The 21,868-nt window shown below is 38.5% G+C and carries 18 protein-coding genes; 1 reads left to right on the top strand and 17 read right to left on the bottom strand.

Annotated features, from left to right (window positions below; translation table 11 throughout):
- Positions 1-182: 182 nt before the first annotated feature.
- A complete protein-coding gene (locus V514_RS0103425) occupies positions 183-380 on the top strand; it encodes a hypothetical protein (protein WP_029498323.1) in 198 nt (65 codons plus the stop codon).
- A 48-nt stretch (positions 381-428) separates the two neighbouring features.
- Here V514_RS0103425 and V514_RS0103420 read toward each other — a convergent pair whose 3' ends face one another.
- The 17 genes from V514_RS0103420 to V514_RS0103340 all read right to left on the bottom strand — a co-directional run bounded on the left by V514_RS0103420 (position 429) and on the right by V514_RS0103340 (position 21,810).
- Positions 429-1,226, bottom strand: a complete 798-nt coding sequence (locus tag V514_RS0103420) for a TIGR00282 family metallophosphoesterase (protein ID WP_029498322.1) — start codon at positions 1,224-1,226, stop codon at positions 429-431.
- Between the two features lie 114 nt (positions 1,227-1,340).
- Positions 1,341-2,894, bottom strand: coding sequence for a ribonuclease Y (gene rny, locus V514_RS0103415; RefSeq protein WP_029498320.1), 1,554 nt, complete (start codon positions 2,892-2,894; stop codon positions 1,341-1,343).
- 265 nt (positions 2,895-3,159) lie between these two features.
- Positions 3,160-4,227 carry a recombinase RecA gene (gene recA, locus V514_RS0103410; protein ID WP_029498319.1) on the bottom strand — a complete coding sequence of 356 codons (1,068 nt, stop codon included), beginning with the start codon at positions 4,225-4,227 and terminating at the stop codon, positions 3,160-3,162.
- Between the two features lie 160 nt (positions 4,228-4,387).
- Complete coding sequence (locus V514_RS0103405) at positions 4,388-5,650, bottom strand: competence/damage-inducible protein A (protein ID WP_029498318.1); 1,263 nt, start codon at positions 5,648-5,650, stop codon at positions 4,388-4,390.
- An 80-nt stretch (positions 5,651-5,730) separates the two neighbouring features.
- Positions 5,731-6,309, bottom strand: a complete 579-nt coding sequence (gene pgsA / locus V514_RS0103400) for a CDP-diacylglycerol--glycerol-3-phosphate 3-phosphatidyltransferase (RefSeq protein ID WP_029498317.1) — start codon at positions 6,307-6,309, stop codon at positions 5,731-5,733.
- A gap of 54 nt (positions 6,310-6,363) precedes the next feature.
- Positions 6,364-7,335: a helix-turn-helix domain-containing protein gene (locus V514_RS0103395; protein ID WP_029498316.1), complete on the bottom strand. Its 972-nt coding sequence runs from the start codon at positions 7,333-7,335 to the stop codon at positions 6,364-6,366.
- Positions 7,336-7,352: 17 nt separating this feature from the next.
- Positions 7,353-8,162 (bottom strand): DUF3388 domain-containing protein, encoded by an 810-nt coding sequence (locus tag V514_RS0103390; RefSeq protein ID WP_029498315.1) that lies wholly within the window; start codon positions 8,160-8,162, stop codon positions 7,353-7,355.
- 233 nt (positions 8,163-8,395) lie between these two features.
- Positions 8,396-9,118, bottom strand: coding sequence for an elongation factor P 5-aminopentanone reductase (gene ymfI, locus V514_RS0103385; RefSeq protein ID WP_029498314.1), 723 nt, complete (start codon positions 9,116-9,118; stop codon positions 8,396-8,398).
- Positions 9,118-10,422 (bottom strand): EF-P 5-aminopentanol modification-associated protein YfmH, encoded by a 1,305-nt coding sequence (yfmH, locus tag V514_RS0103380; RefSeq protein ID WP_029498313.1) that lies wholly within the window; start codon positions 10,420-10,422, stop codon positions 9,118-9,120. The genes ymfI and yfmH overlap by 1 nt, the downstream gene beginning before the upstream one ends.
- Positions 10,423-11,688, bottom strand: coding sequence for an EF-P 5-aminopentanol modification-associated protein YfmF (gene yfmF, locus V514_RS0103375; RefSeq protein ID WP_029498310.1), 1,266 nt, complete (start codon positions 11,686-11,688; stop codon positions 10,423-10,425).
- Between the two features lie 152 nt (positions 11,689-11,840).
- Positions 11,841-12,800, bottom strand: a complete 960-nt coding sequence (locus V514_RS0103370) for an ABC transporter permease (RefSeq protein WP_029498309.1) — start codon at positions 12,798-12,800, stop codon at positions 11,841-11,843.
- 1 nt (position 12,801) lies between these two features.
- Positions 12,802-13,869 carry an ABC transporter permease gene (locus V514_RS0103365; RefSeq protein ID WP_029498308.1) on the bottom strand — a complete coding sequence of 356 codons (1,068 nt, stop codon included), beginning with the start codon at positions 13,867-13,869 and terminating at the stop codon, positions 12,802-12,804.
- Entirely contained in the window at positions 13,869-15,410 is a 1,542-nt protein-coding gene (locus V514_RS0103360) for an ABC transporter ATP-binding protein (protein WP_029498306.1), read from the bottom strand. The genes V514_RS0103365 and V514_RS0103360 overlap by 1 nt, the downstream gene beginning before the upstream one ends.
- A gap of 189 nt (positions 15,411-15,599) precedes the next feature.
- Positions 15,600-16,661: a BMP family lipoprotein gene (locus tag V514_RS0103355; RefSeq protein WP_029498303.1), complete on the bottom strand. Its 1,062-nt coding sequence runs from the start codon at positions 16,659-16,661 to the stop codon at positions 15,600-15,602.
- A gap of 82 nt (positions 16,662-16,743) precedes the next feature.
- Complete coding sequence (locus V514_RS0103350) at positions 16,744-17,472, bottom strand: GntR family transcriptional regulator (RefSeq protein WP_029498302.1); 729 nt, start codon at positions 17,470-17,472, stop codon at positions 16,744-16,746.
- Positions 17,473-17,682: 210 nt separating this feature from the next.
- Positions 17,683-20,046, bottom strand: a complete 2,364-nt coding sequence (locus V514_RS0103345) for a DNA translocase FtsK (RefSeq protein ID WP_200864011.1) — start codon at positions 20,044-20,046, stop codon at positions 17,683-17,685.
- A gap of 96 nt (positions 20,047-20,142) precedes the next feature.
- A complete protein-coding gene (locus tag V514_RS0103340) occupies positions 20,143-21,810 on the bottom strand; it encodes a ribonuclease J (protein ID WP_029498300.1) in 1,668 nt (555 codons plus the stop codon).
- Between the last annotated feature and the right edge of the window lie 58 nt (positions 21,811-21,868).

Here is a 21,868-nt window from a genome sequence, read left to right as displayed (position 1 = left end):
CCTTTGACGGAAAATATTCCACATTTTTATATAAAGAAACTTAATTTTCTCGATTTTCATTCTTTTTATGTGTTTAAAATATAGAAAACGGGAATTATAACACTATACGATGGAAGAAATGGTTCCTATTACATGAAAAAGCGAGGTGACAGCTTCTACGCCACGCCGTGGAAGCAGCAATTATGATGAAAATTCTTTGGATTCCAATCGCATTGTTTGCATTCTCTCTCACAGCATATATGGTAGCAACTTGGGGCACTGACGGTACAACAACATTGAAAATGCTCATCGGTCAAGGAGTTATGATTCCATTCTTCTTCTTCGTTCTCTTATTCTTATGGATGTTCAATCAACGCAAGAAAAAATCTTACACTGCTTAAACGATTAAAAAAGAGGATGGTTCCAAGTGCGGAACCATCCTCTTTTTATTAGCCTTTAAATGGATTGTCTGGATTAATATAAATACGTTCCATTTGTGTTGCTTGACCCGTTTTATCATCTAATTCAACAAAGACAGCGCTCAGCACCGCATCACCCGTTGTTGGCACTTCAAAGCGCACCGGTAAATTTGTTTCAAAGCGATAAATAACGCTTTCTTTTTTCATACCCAATACTTCGTTGTACGGCCCTGTCATACCTACATCACTAATATATGCTGTGCCCCCTGGCAAAATACGTGAGTCGGCCGTTTGCACGTGTGTATGCGTCCCAACGACACATGACGCTTCCCCAGCTAAATGCCAGCCTAGTGCAATCTTTTCACTCGTTGTTTCTGCATGGAAATCAACAAAGACAAGTGGCGATACTTTCTTCGCTTCTGCAACAAGTTCTTTCCCCATTTTAAACGGATCTTCATGTGGCGGTAAAAAGACACGTCCATGTAAATTAATAATCGAAATGGTTTGACCATTTTTTGTTACGGTCGTCATGCCTTTACCTGGTGCATCTTCTGAGAAGTTCGCTGGACGCACTAAATAATCCGCATCATCGATAAAATCAAAAATTTCACGTTGGTCCCACGTATGGTTCCCCATCGTCATCGCATCAACACCCATCATTAATAAGTCTTGATAAATGCGACGCGTCAATCCACGACCTTTCGCAGCATTTTCTGCATTTGCAATAACGACATCAATATTATATTTACGTTTTAATTTTGGTAAATATTTTTCAACCGCATCTAAGCCGATGTCTCCTACGATATCGCCGATAAATAATACTTTCATTGTTTTATGCTCCTTATTACTACAAGTTATCTTTACTTTACCACAATACGCTTATGCTGCGGAAAATTCCCGAAAAAAAGAAGAGGTTGGATTGAATGCCAACCTCTTCTCCTATTATTTTGCGTACTCAACAGCGCGTGTTTCGCGAATAACGGTAATTTTAATATGTCCCGGATAATCGAGCTCATCTTCAATACGCTTACGAATATCGCGTGCAAGACGATGCGATGCTAAATCATCTACAGCGTCTGGTCGAACGATGATACGAATTTCACGACCTGCTTGAATCGCATATGATTTTTCAACACCTTCATAAGATTCGGAAATCTCTTCCAATTTCTCAAGGCGACGAATATAATTTTCAAGAGTTTCACTACGAGCACCTGGGCGAGCAGCTGACAACGCATCGGCAGCAGCTACTAGCACCGCAATCACAGATGTTGCTTCTGTATCACCATGGTGAGAAGCAATACTATTAATAACAACCGGATGCTCTTTGTATTTCGTAGCAAGCTCAACGCCAATTTCAACGTGAGAGCCTTCTACTTCATGGTCAATTGCTTTACCGATATCGTGTAGTAAACCTGCACGTTTCGCAAGCATCACATCTTCACCAAGTTCCGCAGCGAGTAATCCTGTTAAATGCGCCACTTCGATTGAGTGTTTTAAAACATTTTGACCGTAGCTTGTACGATACTTCATACGACCTAAAATTTTCATTAAGTCTGGATGTAAATTGTGAATACCAAGTTCAAATGTTGTTTGTTCGCCAGTTTCACGAATTTGTTCATCGATTTCACGACGAGATTTTTCAACCATTTCCTCGATACGCGCTGGGTGAATACGGCCATCTTGCACTAATTTTTCAAGTGCTAAGCGCGCTGTTTCACGACGAATCGGGTCAAAGCCAGAAAGAATAACTGCTTCTGGTGTATCATCGATAATCAAATCAATACCAGTTAATGTTTCAAGGGTACGGATATTACGACCTTCACGACCAATAATACGCCCTTTCATTTCATCATTTGGTAAGTTGACGACAGAAACTGTTGTTTCAGCCACATGATCTGCAGCAAAGCGTTGAATTGCTAATGATAAAATTTCTCGCGCTTTCTTATCAGCTGTTTCTTTGGCACCTGACTCCGCTTCTTTCGTCATAACGGCGATATCGGTAGTAAGTTCCGTTTCAACATCTTTAAGAATAATTTCTTTTGCTTCATCGCGCGTTAAAGCCGAAATGCGTTCAAGTTCAGTGCTTTGTTTAGCTACGAGCTCGTCCACTTTGCTTTCCATCTGTTCAATATGCTGTTGTCTGTCAGCTAGAGACGTTTCTTTACGTTCTAAAGCTGTTTCCCTATTATCCAGAGATTCATCCTTACGATCTAAGTTTTCTTCACGCATCAACAAGCGATTTTCTTGTTTTTGTAATTCAGAACGACGATCACGGATTTCAGTTTCTGCTTCTGTTCGAAGTTTGTGAGTTTCATCTTTTGCTTCAAGAAGTGCTTCCTTCTTCAGTGCTTCCGCTTCTCTTTTACCATCTTCGATAATCATTTCAGCGGTACTTTTAGCACCTGTCACTTTTGAATCATTCACTTTTTTCATGGCGAAATAGATAACAGCAGCACCGACGATGAGTCCAAGCAAAGCGGAGATTATGATTTCCATCATTCGAACACCTCCTCTTGCTATTTTAAAAAAACATTTCAGTCGGCTATACATTGCTTATCACAATATACTGCCTATTTCATTTCAAGTTAGAAATAATACAATTTCATTGTATAGATGAAGAAAAGGACTGTCAAGGATTCACAGTATTTGGATATTCTTTTCTTTCACTAGATGTCCTATTTTTATATTTCAAAAAACACATAAAGAGAGCTGTTCTGATAAGAAAATCTTTACAGAACAGCTCATTGTTAATGCCATTATCTTATGCTTTATCTAAACCTAGGTCAGTTGCTAATGCTGGGTCCATTTTTTCATCCTCTTGTTCAGGAACAACATATTCTTCACCAGCGATGCCTGCTGCTGCGCGAATTTTTTGTGCAATTTCAGCGCAAACGTCTGGGTTATCTTTTAAGAATTGTTTTGCATTTTCTCGTCCTTGACCTAAACGTTCATCGCCATATGCGAACCAAGAACCTGATTTTTGAACGATATCTTGATCAACACCAAGGTCTACTACTTCACCAACGTATGAAATACCTTCACCATACATAATGTCCACTTCTGCTACTTTAAATGGTGGCGCTACTTTATTTTTCACGACTTTAATTTTCGTACGGTTACCGACCATGTCACTACCTTGTTTAATCGTTTCTGCACGACGTACTTCTAAACGAATAGAAGAATAGAATTTTAATGCGCGACCACCAGTTGTTGTTTCAGGGTTCCCGAACATTACACCGATTTTTTCACGTACTTGGTTAATGAAGATAGCAATACAGTTTGATTTATTAATAATCCCCGATAATTTACGCAATGCTTGAGACATTAGACGAGCTTGTAGACCCATGTGCGAGTCGCCCATTTCGCCTTCAATTTCTGCTTTTGGTACTAATGCTGCAACAGAGTCAATAATGATAATATCGATAGCGCCACTACGTACTAACGCTTCAGTAATTTCAAGTGCTTGTTCACCTGTATCTGGTTGAGATAGTAATAGTTCGTCGATATTAACACCTAATTTTTCTGCATACGATGAGTCTAATGCGTGCTCAGCATCGATGAATGCTGCTTGACCACCGTTACGTTGTACTTCCGCAATCGCGTGAAGCGCAACCGTTGTTTTACCTGATGATTCAGGACCGTATACTTCAACAATACGACCTTTAGGGTAACCACCTACCCCTAATGCCATATCAAGTGTTAATGACCCTGTTGATGATGTCGAGATTTTGCGATCCGCTTGTTCTCCTAATTTCATTACTGAACCTTTACCAAATTGTTTTTCAATTTGTTTTAATGCCATATCTAAGGCCGCTTTACGATCGTTCAATGTATTTCCTCCTTCATTACACGTCTGTTGTGTCTATACATACTATACTGCAAATCAGAAAAAATCTCAAGAAAAAAGCGAACATTTATTCGCTCTTTTTTTCTGCTGTTCTGTTATTATAGGTTGTTTTTTTATGCCATTCAAATGAAACGGCCTATTTTTATAGGAGATTTTTTAATTTTGAATACCCTCGTTCATGTAGCAATTGAATAATAAAATTTTGTGTTGCTTTCACGGCGACTAAGCGATTTTTATTTCGTTGTCCGGTCAAGCGCAACTTATACGTATAAACATCATCGTCTAAGGCAATGCCAATCCATATCGTGCCTGCTGGACTGCCATCATGTGCATCTGGGCCAGCTGCTCCAGTCAAACCGACACCGATATCCGCAACAAATTTTTTCTTCACTTGGCTCGCCATTGCCGCTGCGCACTCCGCACTGACCACAGTATAGCGCTCTAATAAATATTGTGAAATGTCTAATTGTTGTCGTTTCATCTCTTCATTGTATACAACAACGCCACCTTGTAATGCCGCACTGACACCTGGAATCGTTGCTAGCTCCGCCATAAATTTCCCAGCCGTTAAACTTTCTGCTGCTGCAATTGTTAAATCATTTTGTACTAGTATCTCTACTAATTTTGATGCCAGTGAATCATTATCAACGCCATACATAAATTTTCCAACGCGTGCAATAATAGCTTGTTGAATTGGTGCTATTAAGTCATCGGCATGCTGTTCATTGTCAGCCCGAGCTGTAATGCGTAACATCACTTCTCCAACGCTCGCAAGTGGTGCAACCGTTGGATTTTTCAACGCGAGTAAATCTTCCACTTCTACTTCTAGCGCCGCTTCTCCGATACCATAAAAACGCAATACTTTTGAAACGATTTGTCCACCATCGCTCACAATAGATGCAAGTAATGGTTTTGCCTCCATTTGAAACATCGGCTCTAATTCACTTGGTGGTCCTGGCAATAAAATATACAGTCGCTTATCTGTTTGATAAAACATACCTGGCGCCATACCATGGTGATTCGGCAATACCGTACAGCCCTCTAGCACAAGTGCTTGCTTTTTACTATTATTTGTCATCACGCGATTGCGCACATCGAAAAACTGCTGAATACTATCCATTGCGACATCATCTTGCACAAGTGCCACTTGCAAATGTTGCGCAATCGTTTCTTTTGTTAAATCGTCTTTTGTTGGGCCTAATCCACCACTAAAAATAAGAATGTCTGCACGGCTTTCTGCAATTTCAATTGCCTGTTTTAAGCGCTGCGGGTTGTCTCCCACAACTGTATGATGATAAATACTAATCCCTAGCTCCGTTAATTGATTGGAAATGAAGCGTGCATTCGTATTGTTAATTTGTCCAAGCAAAAGCTCCGACCCTACCGCGATAATTTCAGCATTCATGTCATTCTCCTCCTAATAAAAAAATACTTCCTATACATATGTACCATAAAGTATAGGAAGTATTCAAAATTTAGTTAAAATTACATTGAATCTAATAACAGACGGCGATTTTTCCAGAAATAATCTAAACCTGATAGTAATGTAAAGAAGAATGCCACATAAAGCATAATTTGATCAAATGGGAAGTTCCACAGTTCAAAAATAATGTTGTGTAATAGTAAGAATGCTAATGCCACCATTTGAGACCATGTTTTAAGCTTTCCTAAGTTGCTTGCAGCAATGATCACATTTTGCTCAGCGCCAATCGAACGAAGGCCTGTAACCGCAAATTCACGTGCTACAATGACGATAATTACCCATGCAGGCGCAACACCCCATTGCACTAAAATAATAAAGGCTGCTGTGACTAATAATTTATCCGCTAATGGGTCTAAAAATTTCCCCATATTCGTTACTAAATTATATTTACGCGCTAAATAGCCATCGAAGAAATCGGTAATCGATGCAATAATAAAGACAATGGCGCCGACTAAATGTTCAATTGGCATCGTCGTGCCTAGTAACGTCACGTTTCCCCAACCAAAGTTAACAACCATTAAAACAACGAAAATCGGAATCATAACGACACGAGAAACGGTTATTTTATTTGGTAAATTCATTTCTTTCACCCTTTTTCAAAGAAAATAGCCATCAAACGATGACTATCCTCGGAATTATTTCATTTCAATAACGATATTTTGTGTTGGTCGGCTTGAAGCAGGTACTAATAATTTTACTTCTTTGTTGTTAACAAATACTTTCCCTGCTGCTGCTGCACCTAAACGAATTCGAATTGATTGTTGATCTTTCGCATCAAATTCTAATTTTTGGCCATTTGAATACATTTTACCCGTTGCAAGATTTGCACCTGCTGTTGTCGTAATACCAACCCAATTCTCGCCAGTCATTTCAACTCGAACTTTAAAGTTTTTCGTATTTGTTAATGTATATTTTGTTGTGGCGCCATCGCCAGCGTCCGTACCTTTTGATAGTTTACCAGCTTTTTTCTTTTCTTTTGCTGCTTTCTCTTTAGCAGCCTGTTCTTTCGCCGCTTTTTCTTCAGCAGCAGCTTTTTCTTTTGCTGCCTTTTCTTCAGCCGCTTGGTCTTTTACTTGTTGTTCTTTGCTCGTATCTACTTCATTTGCAGATGTGTCTGCTTGCGTTTGCTCTTGATTCACATCATCTGTCACATCGTTATTTTTTGACTGATGATTAGCTAAGAACCAAATTACTGCAATCACAACAACGACAACAACAGCAACAGCAATTTTCGGCATTAAGTCCGTCATTTTACGTTGCGTTTGAGTTGTTTGTTTAATCTTTGTTGTTGGCTGGGCTGTACGTTGATTCGTACCACCCTTAGGTTGCTGAATAGCAGTTGATGTTGTTGCAGCAGCCTCTGCCGCTTTATTCGCAGGAATTTCAGATTTATATGTTTCTAAAATTTCATCGGCATCTAAATCGACTGCCTCTGCGTATTGTTTAATAAATGCCCGTACATAAAATGCACCTGGCATTACGCTAAAATTGCCTTCCTCTATGGCAGACAAATAGCGTTTTTGGATTTTTGTGATTTCTTGCAAATCTTCCAAACTATACCCTTTGGCCATTCTCGCTTCTTTTAAACGAGTACCCAATTCTGCCAAGTTAAACACCTACCTAATTAAAAGTTAAAATCTCCAAAACCACCGAAACCACCGGACTCATTGAAAAAATCATTTTGCTGTTCATGCTTTTCAAGAATCTGATATGTAATTTCTTCCTCTGGATGATGTCTCAATTCGATTATATAATCGAAATCTTCGAGCGTATATTCCGAATGTTGAACGAAAATATCAGGATGCTCCACTACTTTAATAGATGGTTGCTGCATCATTTCTCGAACTAATTGTTGATGTCGTTCATCTGTTGAACGACGCGTAACAGCGCCATCGATAATAAATACATTATTGCCTCCGTACTCATCACCATGTAACTTTTGACGTACCGTTTGCTTAATCATTGTAGACGATAAAAAGAGCCATTTTTTGTTCGCACAAACACTGGCTGCTACAATTGATTCCGTTTTGCCAACACGCGGCATTCCTCGCACACCAATCAATTTATGACCTTCTTTTTTAAAAAGTTCTGCCATAAAATCAACGAGAATTCCTAACTCATCACGCACAAAACGAAATATTTTCGTTTCATCACCTTCACGTTGAATGTAACGCCCATGACGAATTGCTAAACGATCTCGTGTTGTTGGTTTTCTGAACTTTGTCACGCGAATCATTTCCATTGTAGAAACAATATTTCGAAAGCGTTCAATTTGTTCTGCTTTTTCAGCGCGAATCAACATACCGCGGCGCACTAAATCGACACCATTAATCGTAACGATATTGACGCGCAGCATCCCTAATAGTGAAGCAATATCCCCTAATAAACCTGGGCGATTCACCTGTATTTCATATTCAAAATACCATTCGTTCATACAAGGTTCTCCCTTCATATATAACGATTAAAACATTTCTATGTTTCATAATAGCGGATTTTGTAACAGATTAAAAGAAAAAAAGGAAAACAACGGCAAAACGATACAATTCCTTTCAATTTTCAAATTGTATTCCATACTTTTTTCATATAAATTTATTATTCAGCTAACAAAATAGAGGACTGTCATGACACAGTCCTCCATTCGTTCTAATTATTTAATTACCCGTACAATTAAATATACCAACCACCATTAATACGCATAATTTGTCCCGTCATATAGTCTGCCTTGCCTGACAATAAAAACGTCACCAAATGAGCGACTTCCTCTGGTTGACCGGCGCGAGCCATCGGGATTTCTGACACAACTTCTGCCAGTTCTTCAGCCGTCAAATGACCATTCATCGACGTTTGAATCATTCCTGGTGAGACAGCATTCACTTTCATACCATTAAAGGCGACTTCTTGTGCATACGCTTTAACAAAACTGTGCACAGCACCCTTCACCGTTGAATACATTACCTCACCAGCACCGCCAGCCTCACCCCAAATAGAACCAATCATCGCGATATAACTTGTTGGATGTCGACGCATTTTCGGCGCCAGTTCTCGAATGATTTCTATTGGTGATTGGACATGTACCATCCATAACGACTGCATATCAACCGCTGTCGTATCATCAATTAGTTTATATAAAGCTTGCCCACTAGCGACAACAATCGCCTCAATATCAAAAATAGACTGTGCAAGCTTTTCTGCCGCCCCCGGTACATTAAGTTCTGCTTGAATCATCATAAACTCCTGCGTTGGGTAACGCTGTGCTAACTCCGTTGTCAATTGCGTCACAGCATTACGATTATATTGTAAATATAAACTCCAACCCTCTTTTGCGAGTTCATATGCTGTTGCAGAACCAATTGCACCTGACGCGCCTAATACTAAACAAAAGCGTTTCATTAAGCTTGCGCCTCTTTTGTTAATGGATTAATTGTAAAGACTGCTTGTTGACTTTCACCTGTAATAGAAGTTAATGCTTCTTTCACATCAGCTACTGTTAATTCTTCAATTACCGGTACGATATCAAATAAATTCATATCGTTGAATTTATAGCGCGTGAATTGATTTGCGATAAACTCAATCGAATTAAGCGCGCGCAAGTTAAAGCCGATTTTACGACGTTTGACGCGCTCTAAATCTTGTTGTGTAAATGGTAATTGTTGCGCCGCATTATTCATTACTTGTTTCATTGCTGCTAACAATTCATTCGGATATGCTGTATCAGAACCGACCATTGCAAAACCAAAACCTTCTTCTAATGAGAAATCATATGAATACGACTCATCAATCCAGCCTTGTTGATAAACTTCTTCGTAAAAGTCCGATGAACGTCCATATAACAAGTCTAACGCTAATTGAATAGCTAATTCATGCTTCATCATGTCGCGACCTTGTAAGCTCACTTCGCGCGCTTTAAATGACACATATGCTTTTGGTTTTAAGACGTCCATTTCTAAATTACGTTCTTTCACTGCTACCTCACTCGCTTCATCAACATGAATGCGATTAATTGGCTGTGGCGCAGCAAACGTTTTTGCATTTTGATTTTCACGAATCGTTTGCATCATTTCTTCTGGCTCGACATTCCCAATCGCAAATAATAGCATATTCGATGGATGATAGAACGTATGATAACACGTATACAAATGTTCCGCTGTAATACCATCAATAGACTCTACTGTCCCTGCAATATCAATTTTCACCGGATGCTCGTGGTAAAGACTTTCGATTGATCCAAAATAAACGCGCCAATCGGGTTGGTCATCATACATTTGAATTTCTTGACCGATAATTCCTTTTTCCTTATTGACCGTTTGCTCTGTAAAATAAGGTTGTTGCACGAAATCTAATAATGTATTTGTACTTTCTTTAATATGATCGGTTGCTGAAAATAAATACGTTGTACGTGTAAATGACGTAAAGGCGTTGGCTGAAGCACCGTATTGACTAAATTTTTGGAAGACGTCGCCATCCTCTTTTTCAAACATTTTATGCTCTAAGAAATGCGCAATGCCATCTGGTACTGTAACCGCTTCTTCTTCACCTAATGGCACGAATGAGCGATCAATCGAGCCGTATTTCGTTGTAAATGTCACAAATGTTTTTGAAAAACCTTTTTTCGGTAAAATATAAACTTCTAAACCGTTTGGTAATTTTTCATAATGTAATGTTTCTTCTAATTGCTCAAAGTGGATTGTTTCCATTTATTTTGCATCCTCCCCGCTTAAGAAGTAAACAGTTTCTTTTGTTACTTGCGTTGCCATGGCTACTACATCTTCTTTTGAAACTGCATCCCATTTAGCGCTCATATTTTCAACTGTAAATTCTTCTGGTAACTCACGATACTGATTATAAAGTTCAATTTGTCCACGCGCTGAATCAAGTGCTTCTTTTAATTGGTTTTTCAACATAGCTTTTGTTTGCATAATTTCCAAATCCGAAATATCACCTTGTCGAATAGCTTCCAATTGTTCATCAATTAAACGGCGTGCTTTTTCTTCATTTTCTTGTTCAATACCTGACATCACATACATTAAACCATATTGTGCAGAGTAAGAGCTTGAGCAATAATAAGCTAAACTTTCTTTTTCGCGAACATTCATAAATAATTTTGCGTGTGGATAGCCACCAAAAATCCCATTAAAGATTTGCATTTTAGGGAAATCTGGGCTTGTAAATTGTACCGGTGTAGAATAACCGATATGTAATTTTCCTTGTCGTGTATCAAATGTTTCTTTTGTATACGTTGTCGTAGCATGCGACTCTGGAATTTCAGGAACAGCGATTGGCGTACGTCCTTCAAATGGGAATGCTTTTTTCAACGCTTCTATCATTTGTCGTTCATCAATATCGCCAATAACAAAAATATCGATTTCATCTTCTGTTAACATCGCTTCATATGCTGCTTTTAAGCTTGCTGGCGTAATTTCTTGCACAGCTTCTACTGTACCGTTCACCGATGTTGAGACAGGGTGGTTTGGACGCAAAATTTCTTGTAAACGCTTTTGTGCATAACGAGATTTATCATCAAATACAGATTGAATGCGTTCAACAACCATATCTTTTTCACGGTCAACAATCGTTTGTTGGAATAATCCTTGTTCATCTAAATTTGGCTCAAATAATACGGTATGCATTAATGCTAATACTTCATTTAATACATCACCTGTTTTTAAGTAATGGTCATTGACCGTTTCAACATTTAACAAAATAATTTGTTCATTGCCTTGTTTTGCTGTATCTAAATAAAGAACCGTCCCATATAAATCATCCAATTTCATGCGCATTGCTGCAGCTGATTGGAATGTTGCATTACTATGTTGTAAAACATTTGTTAGTACTGTGCGATTAGCCGCTTCTTCTGTATTTAATGGTCGTTTTAATTTAATTGAAAAATTGACTGTTTTAAATTGCTCTGATTTGCGCGTAAAGATGTTAACACCTGTCGCGACTTCCGTTCTGTTAAACATGTGACCCCTCCTAATTCTCCTGGGTAAAAAACCATTAGTACCACTATATATGAGTTTTCTTTGCTTTGGCAACTAATGGTGGCTAAAAACAACAAAAAACGAAGTGCCACGCCTACGCGCAGTACTTCGTTTTTTTATTAAAACAATAATGGCTATCGTTTCCCTTTAATATAAGGTTTACCCGATGCTTTTGGTGCACTCGCTTTGCCGATAAATCCAGCAAGCGCTAAAATTGTTAAGACATACGGTAAAATTAATAAGATAACTTCCGGTACATCTTGCACGTACGGAATTGAAGCACCCGCGATACTTAGAGACTGTGCTAAACCGAAGAATAACGCAGCGCCTAACGCACCTAGTGGATGCCACTTACCAAAGATCATCGCTGCGATGGCCATGAAACCTTGCCCTGAGATTGTCAGTGCACTAAAGTTACCGGCGATTGCTTGCGCGTAAATCGCACCACCAATACCACCTAATGCCCCTGAAATCATTACAGCAATATAACGCATTTTTGTAACGTTAATACCCATTGTATCTGCTGCAACAGGGTGTTCCCCTACAGCACGCAAGCGTAAACCAAATGGCGTTTTGTAAATAACAAACCATGCCAAAAATGCAACGGCAATTGCTAATACAGATGTTAAATACACATCATGGAAAAACATAGGGCCGATGACTGGGATATCACTTAACACTGGAATATCATAACGATCAAAACGCTCTGAAATCGAATCGGTTTGACCTTTATCATAAATCATTTTCACAGAGAAGACCGCAACAGCTAGACCTAGCATGTTTAACGCGACCCCTGTTACCGTTTGATCGGCGCGGAATGAAATAGCTGCGACAGCTAATAGTAGTGAGAAGATTGCACCAACTGCCATTGCCACAAGTAGCCCAACCCACGGCGTCCATCCTTTTAATGAATCTGAAAATGTTAAGTTGAACACAACACTAATGAAGGCACCAATAATCATAATACCTTCAAGCCCGATATTGACAACGCCTGCTCGTTCGGTGAACACGCCACCGATAGACGTCATAATAAGCGGAGCTGCATAGAAAATGGCAGAAGGAATAATGAAGTATAACACATCTAAAAAGCTCATGTTATTTTCCCTCCTTTATTTTCTGAGTATCTTTATTTTTTTTGCTCATTCTTTCAAGCCCTAAGCGAATCAAGTAACCTGATGCTACAAAGAAGATAATTAAGGCAATAACAATCGAGACAATTTCTGTTGGAATCCCTGCTTCGTTTGGCATATTTAAGCCCCCATTTTTCAATGAGCCGAATAAAATAGCACCGAGCAGCACCCCAAATGGTTGGTTCGCGCCAAGTAAGGCAACGGCGATACCATCAAAACCAATACCTGTTGAAGCAGTCATTTTCATCATGTTGCCGAACGTACCAAGTGCTTCCATCGCACCACCAACACCCGCAAACATACCTGAAATAACCATTGCTAAAATAATATTGCGACTAACGTTCATACCCGCATATTCAGAAGCATTTTTGTTAAAACCAACTGATTTTAATTCATATCCTAATGTTGTTTTCTCTAATAAAATCCACATAATAATAACAGCTAAAATTGCCACGACAAATCCCCAGTGTAAACGTGAGAATTGTGTCATTGATGCTAACCATTCAGAAGCAAGCGATGCAGACTCATGAATTTTTTCGGTTTTTTCGCCGCCATCGCTAATTGCTGAAATTGCCGCATTTGCTGTATGAAGTGCGATATAGTTCATCATAATTGTAACGATTACTTCATGCACTTGTAATTTTGCTTTTAATAAACCTGGGATAAATGCCCATAGACCACCAGCTACTGCCGCAGCTAAAATTGCCACAACCGCATGTAAACCTGTTGGCATTTCAAACGCTTGACCAACGTAAGCAGCTGCTAGCCACCCCATCATTAATTGACCTTCAACACCAATGTTAAACATCCCTGTTCGGAAAGCAAATGCAACCGCTAAACCAGAGAATACATAGGGTGTAATCGTACGAATGGTTTCGCCGATATTGTATGAATCGCCGAAAATACCATTCCAAAGAGCTGAATACCCCGCTACTGGACTAAAACCAGAAACGAGCATAACAATCGCACCTACAATTAAACCTAAAACAACTGAAACAACAGGTACGAGAATATTGACCATACGTTGTGACATTATTCCCCACCTACCTTATCTATAGTTGTCTTTTTCACTTCATGACCAGCCATTAGCAACCCTAATTGTTGCTCAGTTGTTGATTTTGGACTCACTGTATCAATAATATGGCCATCGTGAATAACAGCAATCGTATCTGAAACGTTCATAACTTCATCTAGTTCAAACGAAATAAGCAATACCGCTTTTCCTTTATCACGTTGTTCAATTAAGCGTCTATGAATAAATTCAATGGCCCCAACGTCTAGTCCGCGTGTAGGTAATGCCGCAATTAATAAATCTGGGTCACGATCAATTTCACGACCGATAATTGCTTTTTGCTGGTTACCACCTGATAGCGCGCGCGCCTCTGTCATTGCGCTTGGTGTACGCACATCGTATTCTTTAATTATTTTTTCAGCTAGTTTATCAATTTTTTTGTAATCGATAATACCACCTTTTGAAATAGGTGCTTGATAATACGTTTGAAGCGCGATATTATGACCAATTGGGAAATCAAGTACAAGTCCATGTTTATGTCGGTCTTGTGGAATATGTCCAACACCTGATTCCGTAATTTTACGTGGTTTTAATCCTGTAAGTTCTTGACCTTTTAAGATAATCTTACCTGAAGATACCTTTCGAAGACCGGTGATTGCTTCGATTAACTCGGATTGTCCATTACCATCAATCCCAGCAATACCCACAATCTCTCCAGCTCGGACGGTCAAGCTTAAATCTTTTACGCGATCGACACCTCGATTGTCTTTCACATTTAGGCCTGTTATTTCTAAAATTGCTTCTTTCGGATGCGCAGCAGTTTTTTCAGTTTTAAAGACAACTTGACGCCCAACCATCATTTCAGCTAGTTGGTCTGGATTTGTTTCAGCAGTTGTTACTGTACCAATCCCTTGTCCTTTACGAATAATTGTTACACGATCTGAAACTTCCATAATCTCTTTTAATTTATGCGTAATTAAAATAATTGATTTACCTTCAGAAATTAAACGCTTCATAATCTGAATTAACTCTGTAATTTCTTGCGGTGTTAATGATGCCGTCGGTTCATCAAAAATCAAAATGTCTGCACCACGATAAAGTGTTTTTAGAATTTCTACACGTTGTTGCATCCCAACTGAAATGTCTTCAATTTTTGCATACGCATCAACATTTAAACCATATTGTTCTGACAGTTTTTGTACTTTCTTTGCTGCCTCTTTAATATTGATTGTACCGAGCTTCGTTGGCTCATTACCTAAAATAATATTTTCCGTCACCGTAAAGTTTTCAACTAACATAAAGTGTTGGTGAACCATGCCGATACCTAAATCATTCGCTTTGTTTGGATCCGAAATCTTCACTTCTTCTCCACGAACTTTAATCGTACCTGCCTCCGGTTGATATAAACCAAACAGAACGTTCATCAACGTCGATTTACCTGCACCATTTTCTCCTAACAATGCATGAATCTCACCTTTAGCTAGTTGAAGGGTGATATTATCATTTGCTACAAAATCCCCAAATTGCTTGCGGATGTTGAGCATTTCGATCACATATTCCAATGTGCTCACTCCTTCGAAATTCTATTAAAAATAGTTTGTAATGGATTAATAAGGTTAATTAAATTAACACATGTAAAAATTCGACACATTCGAATTTTTACATGTAATAAATTAAAAAATTTATTACAAAACAAACATGAGGGCAATCGTCTGCCCTCATGAAATACCGGACGAATCGCGGCAATACTACTATTTTTTTGGTTGTTCTGGAACTTCGATTTTGCCATCAACAATATCTTTTTGAGCTTTATCGATTTCTTTTTGAGTTTTCTCAGAAATAGCACCATGAGAATCAGCAAGACCTACACCATCGTCTTTAAGACCGTAAGTTACGGTTTCGCCACCTGGGAAATCACCAGCAGCAGAACGCTTAATCATATCTTGCGCAGCAACGTCTACACGTTTTAATACGGAAGTCATAACGATGTTTGTTTTATCATCCACTTTACCTTCGTCGTATTGGTCACGGTCTACCCCGATTGCCCATACATCATTACCAGATTTTTTTTGAGCGATTGCTTCAGTGAATAAACCTTGACCTGTACCACCAGCAGCGTGGAATACAATGTCAGCGCCGCTATCATACATACGTTTAGCGATTGTTTGACCTTTTGCAGCGTCGCCGAATGAACCAGCATACTGAACATCCACTTTCACTTTAGGGTCAGCAGCTTTAGCACCCGCTACGAAACCTGCTTCGAAACCACCGATGATATTGCTTTCCATACCACCTAAGAAACCAATTTTACCAGTTTTTGATTCTAATGCTGCAGCAACACCAGCTAAGTATGAAGCTTCGTTTGCTTTGAACATGATTGATGCAACGTTGTCTAAATCTGGTACAACTGAGTCAATGATTGCGATTTTAGCATCTTTTTGTTGAGCAGCTACTTCTTTAACTGAATCTTCTAGTTTAAAACCTACAGCAAATACTAAGTCAAAGTTACGACGAACTAAGTTGTTAATATTTGTTGTGAAATCTGAATCAGAAGCAGATTGTAAATAATCGTAACCGCCGTCACCTTTTTTAAGGCCTGCTTCTTTACCATAGGCTTGAATACCTTCCCAAGTCGATTGGTTGAATGAACGGTCATCGATACCACCAGTATCTGTTACCATTGCTACTGAGAATGCGTCTTTGTTGTCGCCGCCTTTAGATTCTTCTTTTGAATCATTTGAACCACAAGCCGCTAATAAAGTACCTGAAGCTAATAATGCTGTCAATGCTAAACCAATTTTACGCTTTTTCAATTTGAAGTCCTCCCAAAAAAGTGAAATTTTTTTATATTAATATTTGTATTGCTACGATAGCAGAATTGTTCCTTCTGATTTGTTATACACGTTTACGAACCACATGGAAGCTAAATTTATCAGCTCTGAAATAGTTACGCGAGTAAAGTACCACTCGATCGTTATCATCATAGTGGAACTGCTTTAATACGAGTAAAGCTTGATCTGCTTTACAATTCAAGATTGGAGACACTTCACTGTGATAGCCAATCGGGTCAATATATGTGACAGCATACGACACATGAATATTTCCGGATTCTTCTAACGCTTGAAAAATAGAAGGATTTTCCCTTGTTAGAAAATCTGCCGGTAAAAAGCTATTCGGCACTTGGTCTATACAATAGACGACGGGTTCTCCATCCGCTGTACGAACACGTTTAATCGTCATTATAGATTCATCTTCATCGCATTGAAAGCGCTTAATATCTTCTTCAGTCGAAACGGAAGCGGCGGAACTAATATATGTTGTACCAGGCTCCATGCCTACTTCTTCAATCATTGAAGAAATGCTCGAAAGTTGTTCAATCCCTGATGTGAACACGGGTTTTGGGTTGACGAAAGTACCTACACCATGCCTGCGAACAATGATATTTTCCTCTTCCAACAGTCGCAATGCTTCGCGAAGCGTTGCTCGGCTGACTCCTAGTGACTTTGAAAGTTCGAATTCAGACGGTAATTTTTCATTTTCTTTGAAAATCCCATTCTCAATATCCGACTTTAAATGATCAATCACTTGAAGATACAGATGACGATGATCTGATTTTATAGTCATTCAAATCACCACCAATCAGTCATCAGACATCAGACGTAGAACAATTCTGCTAATCAGACAATACTATATCACTTTTAAAATAATAAATAAATAGCTTTAATCAAAAACTGTGTTAAAACAGCAGAAATTTTCTAATATTTATAATTAGTGTGGCAATTTTATAGTAAAAAAATGCAGGGTTCCCTAAAAATACCCTGCATTTATATCTTTTTACTTACTAATTAATATTTGTCTTGGTTTACTTTTCTCAGATGGGCCAACGACACCACGTTCTTCCATCTGATCCATAATTCGAGCAGCTCTTGCATAACCAATTTTTAATTTACGTTGTAAAAATGAAACAGATGCATTATCCTGTTCTACAACAAGGCGTACTGCGTCATGATAAAGTTCGTCCGTATCTTCAGCAACTTCAGGTGCAATATCCTCATCAGTCGGAATCATTTCATCTTGATACTGTGCCTTTTGTTGGCTGATAACATATTCCACAATTTCTTGCACTTCTTCATCTGAGACAAATGCACCTTGAACACGTGTAGGTTTTGATTCGCCCGATGGCAAGAACAACATATCTCCTCGCCCTAGCAATCGTTCGGCACCACCTGTATCTAAAATCGTTCGCGAATCAATTTGCGATGATACAGCAAATGCAATACGTGATGGAATATTTGCTTTAATTACCCCCGTAATTACGTTAACAGATGGTCGTTGGGTTGCAATAATCAAGTGAATTCCAGCAGCTCGAGCCATTTGCGCTAGCCTCATAATTGAATCTTCAACATCTCCAGCGGCAACTAACATTAAATCAGCTAATTCATCCACAATGACAACAATAAATGGTAAATGCGGGTGCTTTTCATCATTTTTTTCATTAAAGCGATCGATATGTTTATTGTAACCCTCAATATTTCGCGTACCGGTATGCGCAAATAAATCATAGCGGCGTTCCATTTCACTAACAACTTTTTTCAGCGCTTCGGAAGCCTTACGTGCATCGGTAACGACTGGTGCTAATAAATGCGGTACTCCATTATAAACACTTAGCTCAACCATTTTTGGGTCAATCATCATCATTTTTACTTCGTGTGGTTTAGCACGCATTAAAATACTAACGATAATACTATTAATACAAACCGATTTACCACTACCTGTGGAACCCGCTACTAATAAGTGTGGCATTTTATTTAATTTAGTTAATTTCGCTTTGCCTGAAATATCGCGCCCTAAACCAACAACCAATTTTTCATCTGCCTTATTACTTGGTGAAGCTTCTAATACTGAACGCAAACTAACCATCGAAATTTCCTTATTTGGCACTTCAATCCCAACAGCTGATTTCCCAGGAATAGGTGCCTCAATACGAATATCTTTTGCAGCTAATGCCAATGCCATATCGTCTTGTAAATTAACGATTTTACTAACTTTAACGCCACGTTCTGGCAATACTTCATATTCTGTAACTGCTGGCCCTAAATGAACTTCTGTCACATTAGCCTGTACACCAAATGCATCTAACGTCTGTTCAATTGTACGTGCATTTTGTTCAATTACTTCAAATTCAGCAGATTGATCTTTCGTTGGGGGTAAAGCAAGTAAATCCATTTTAGGTAAAACATATGCTTCATTTTCTATTATACCCACTTCTGGCAGGAGATTATCCTCTTCTACTTGAGAATCTTCTTCTACTTTAGGCACTTTTGTGACAGTCGATGGTTCCTCTTCCCTAGCAAGATTTTGTGTATAAGCTGATATACTAAGCGCTGGTTTTTCAGCAGCTGGTTGCGCTATTGTTTTTTCTTCAACTACTTTTTTTGTTTGCTGTAATGCACGCTGCGGTTTTGTTATTTCGGAATCTACAGAAGTCTCTTGCTCATTTCTTTCCTCACGAGCATACATGACTTCATCACGCCGTTTAGTAATTTCTTCACGCCATTTTGGGATTTGCTCCATTAAGTAAGGAACGAGTGCTTTCCCTGTCAATAAAATGAGCCCAATTGCGATACATAATAGCGCGACAATCTTCGAACCTGTCGTATCAACAAGACTGTGAAATACTGCATATAATACGGCCCCTAATAATCCACCACCAAGAAAACCATCTGGTTCTATATAAGCTTTTTCTTGAACGATTAATCCCCAGCTTTCACTTAAAATACTCGCATCTCGTTCAAGCGGTTCTCCGTTATATAAATCATGAAACATCGCAATATGACTAAACAATGTCACGCTACATAACAAGCATATAACACCCCAAATATAGCGGTTTTTAAATACTGGTAATGCGCGCACAACCATTAAATAAATGGCATACCAAATCATGAAAACAGGTACCAATACATACCAATTACCAATTAATAATTTGCTAAATCCTTGAAAAACTCGACCAATCAAGCCAAATTGAAACATCGTAATAAAAGCAATTGCTACAAGAACTAAACCTACAATTTCATATATTAGTGACGGTCGTTTTTTCGCTGGTGTTTTACGAACATTGGGCTTCTTAGATGTTCCTCGCTTCGCCGTTGTCGGTTGTTTTTTGCGTGCCATTGTTTGCGTTGTTTTTTTTGTCGCCATGCCGTCACCTACTTTCTTTTTTCATTATACCTTGTACTAAAAATGAAAAAAAGGATTCCGCGCCACTAGGCTAGGAATCCCTTTTTATTGACATAATTAATATTCCATAATAATTGGAATAATCATCGGACGACGTTTTGTTTTTTGATATAAATAGCCATTTAATGTGTCACGAATTTCTTGTTTAATATTTGTCCATTCGTAAGAACCTTTTGATACATATTTTTCAACAACACCACGTACAAGTTTTGCTGATTCATCCATTAATTCTTCTGATTCACGTACATAAACGAAGCCGCGCGATAAGATTTCTGGACCTGAAGCAATTTGTTTCGCTTTACGATTAATTGTTACAACAACAATGAAAATACCATCTTGTGATAATAATTTACGATCTCGTAGTACGATATTGCCGACATCGCCAACACCAATACCATCGATTAAAACGTTACCTGCTGTCACGCGACCTGCCATGCGCATTTTTCCATTTTTGTATTCAACAATATCACCTTTATCAGCAATAAAGATTTGAGATTTTTGCAAACCAACATCTTGTGCTAATTTTGAGTGAGTAATCAGCATACGATATTCACCTTGAATTGGAATAAAGTATTTAGGCTGCATTAAGTTCAGCATTAATTTTAAATCTTCTTGTGAACCATGCCCTGATACGTGAACTTTTTTATCTGCCGAGAAAACTTTTGCTCCTAATTTTGATAATTCATTCATTGTATCTGCCATTTGTACTTCCATACTTGGAGATGGTGTAAATGTAATTAAAACCGTATCATTTTGTTTAATGCGTAAATCGCGGTGATGTTTACGGATGATTTTTTCTAACCCTTCAAGTGGTTCACCTTGATTACCTGTAATAATAGCAACGATTTCATTGTCTTCATAATCTGACATTTTATTTACGGGAATGATTTCTTCTTGATCAATTTCTAAGTAGCCTAAACGCATACCTACTTCAAAAATCGTTTCTAAACTACGACCAACGATTGCTACTTTACGACCTGAAGCAATTGCTTGATCAAATACTTGTTGAATACGAATGAAGTTAGATGCATATAATGCTACTAAAATACGACCTTCTGCTTTATGGAATGTTTTTTCCAAACGTGCTTTTACAACATTTTCTGATAATGTGTATCCCGGTTTTTCAGCTTCTGTTGAATCAGACATTAAAATAAATACGCCTTCATCACCAAGTGCTGCCATTTTTGCAATATCCGGACGATATTTTCCTTTTGCCGATTGGTCGAATTTAAATTCTCCTGTATGCACAATGGCTCCTTCAGATGTGTGGAACACCACACCTAATGAATCCGGAATACTATGTGTCGTATGGAAGAACGTCACGTAAGTTGTTTTGAAATTCATACGGCTTTTGTTTGTTACCTCGAAAAATTTCACTTGGTGCGGTGCTGGGTTTGCTTTTAAATGTTCTTTTGCTAACGCAATTGTCAAACGTGAACCGTATACTGGTGCGTTTACTTTGTTTAGTAAGTACGCTACAGAACCAATCGCGTCTTCATGACCATGTGTTAAGAAAATCCCTTTTACACGCTCTTTATTTTCTACTAAATAACTCATATCTGGAATGACATAATCAATTCCTAGCATTTCGTCCTCTGGGAACATTAATCCACTATCTACTACGAAAATATCATCGTCGATTTCGACAACATACATCGCTTTACCGATTTCACTCACGCCACCTAGTGGAATAACGCGAATCGTTTCATTTTTAATTTTTGCCACTTCTTTTCCTCCTAAAATGTATCCCGTACAGCAACCACTTACACTCATTATAAGTGTT

The organism is Kurthia huakuii LAM0618, assembly GCF_000505545.1.
Classification (GTDB): Bacteria; Bacillota; Bacilli; order Bacillales_A; family Planococcaceae; genus Kurthia; species Kurthia huakuii.
The sequence above is the reverse complement of the archived record's forward strand: the minus strand, read 5'-3'. Positions and strand labels throughout refer to the sequence as shown.

Excerpts from the sequence above, each read along its gene's own strand:
- V514_RS0103425 (WP_029498323.1), top strand. The coding sequence starts at position 183 with ATGATGAAAATTCTTTGGATTCCAATCGCATTGTTTGCATTCTCTCTC.
- V514_RS0103420 (WP_029498322.1), bottom strand. The coding sequence starts at position 1,226 with ATGAAAGTATTATTTATCGGCGATATCGTAGGAGACATCGGCTTAGAT.
- rny (WP_029498320.1), bottom strand. The coding sequence starts at position 2,894 with ATGGAAATCATAATCTCCGCTTTGCTTGGACTCATCGTCGGTGCTGCT.
- V514_RS0103405 (WP_029498318.1), bottom strand. The coding sequence starts at position 5,650 with ATGAATGCTGAAATTATCGCGGTAGGGTCGGAGCTTTTGCTTGGACAA.
- pgsA (WP_029498317.1), bottom strand. The coding sequence starts at position 6,309 with ATGAATTTACCAAATAAAATAACCGTTTCTCGTGTCGTTATGATTCCG.
- V514_RS0103390 (WP_029498315.1), bottom strand. The coding sequence starts at position 8,162 with ATGAACGAATGGTATTTTGAATATGAAATACAGGTGAATCGCCCAGGT.
- ymfI (WP_029498314.1), bottom strand. The coding sequence starts at position 9,118 with ATGAAACGCTTTTGTTTAGTATTAGGCGCGTCAGGTGCAATTGGTTCT.
- yfmH (WP_029498313.1), bottom strand. The coding sequence starts at position 10,422 with ATGGAAACAATCCACTTTGAGCAATTAGAAGAAACATTACATTATGAA.
- yfmF (WP_029498310.1), bottom strand. The coding sequence starts at position 11,688 with ATGTTTAACAGAACGGAAGTCGCGACAGGTGTTAACATCTTTACGCGC.
- V514_RS0103370 (WP_029498309.1), bottom strand. The coding sequence starts at position 12,800 with ATGAGCTTTTTAGATGTGTTATACTTCATTATTCCTTCTGCCATTTTC.
- V514_RS0103365 (WP_029498308.1), bottom strand. The coding sequence starts at position 13,869 with ATGTCACAACGTATGGTCAATATTCTCGTACCTGTTGTTTCAGTTGTT.
- V514_RS0103350 (WP_029498302.1), bottom strand. The coding sequence starts at position 17,472 with ATGACTATAAAATCAGATCATCGTCATCTGTATCTTCAAGTGATTGAT.
- V514_RS0103345 (WP_200864011.1), bottom strand. The coding sequence starts at position 20,046 with ATGGCGACAAAAAAAACAACGCAAACAATGGCACGCAAAAAACAACCG.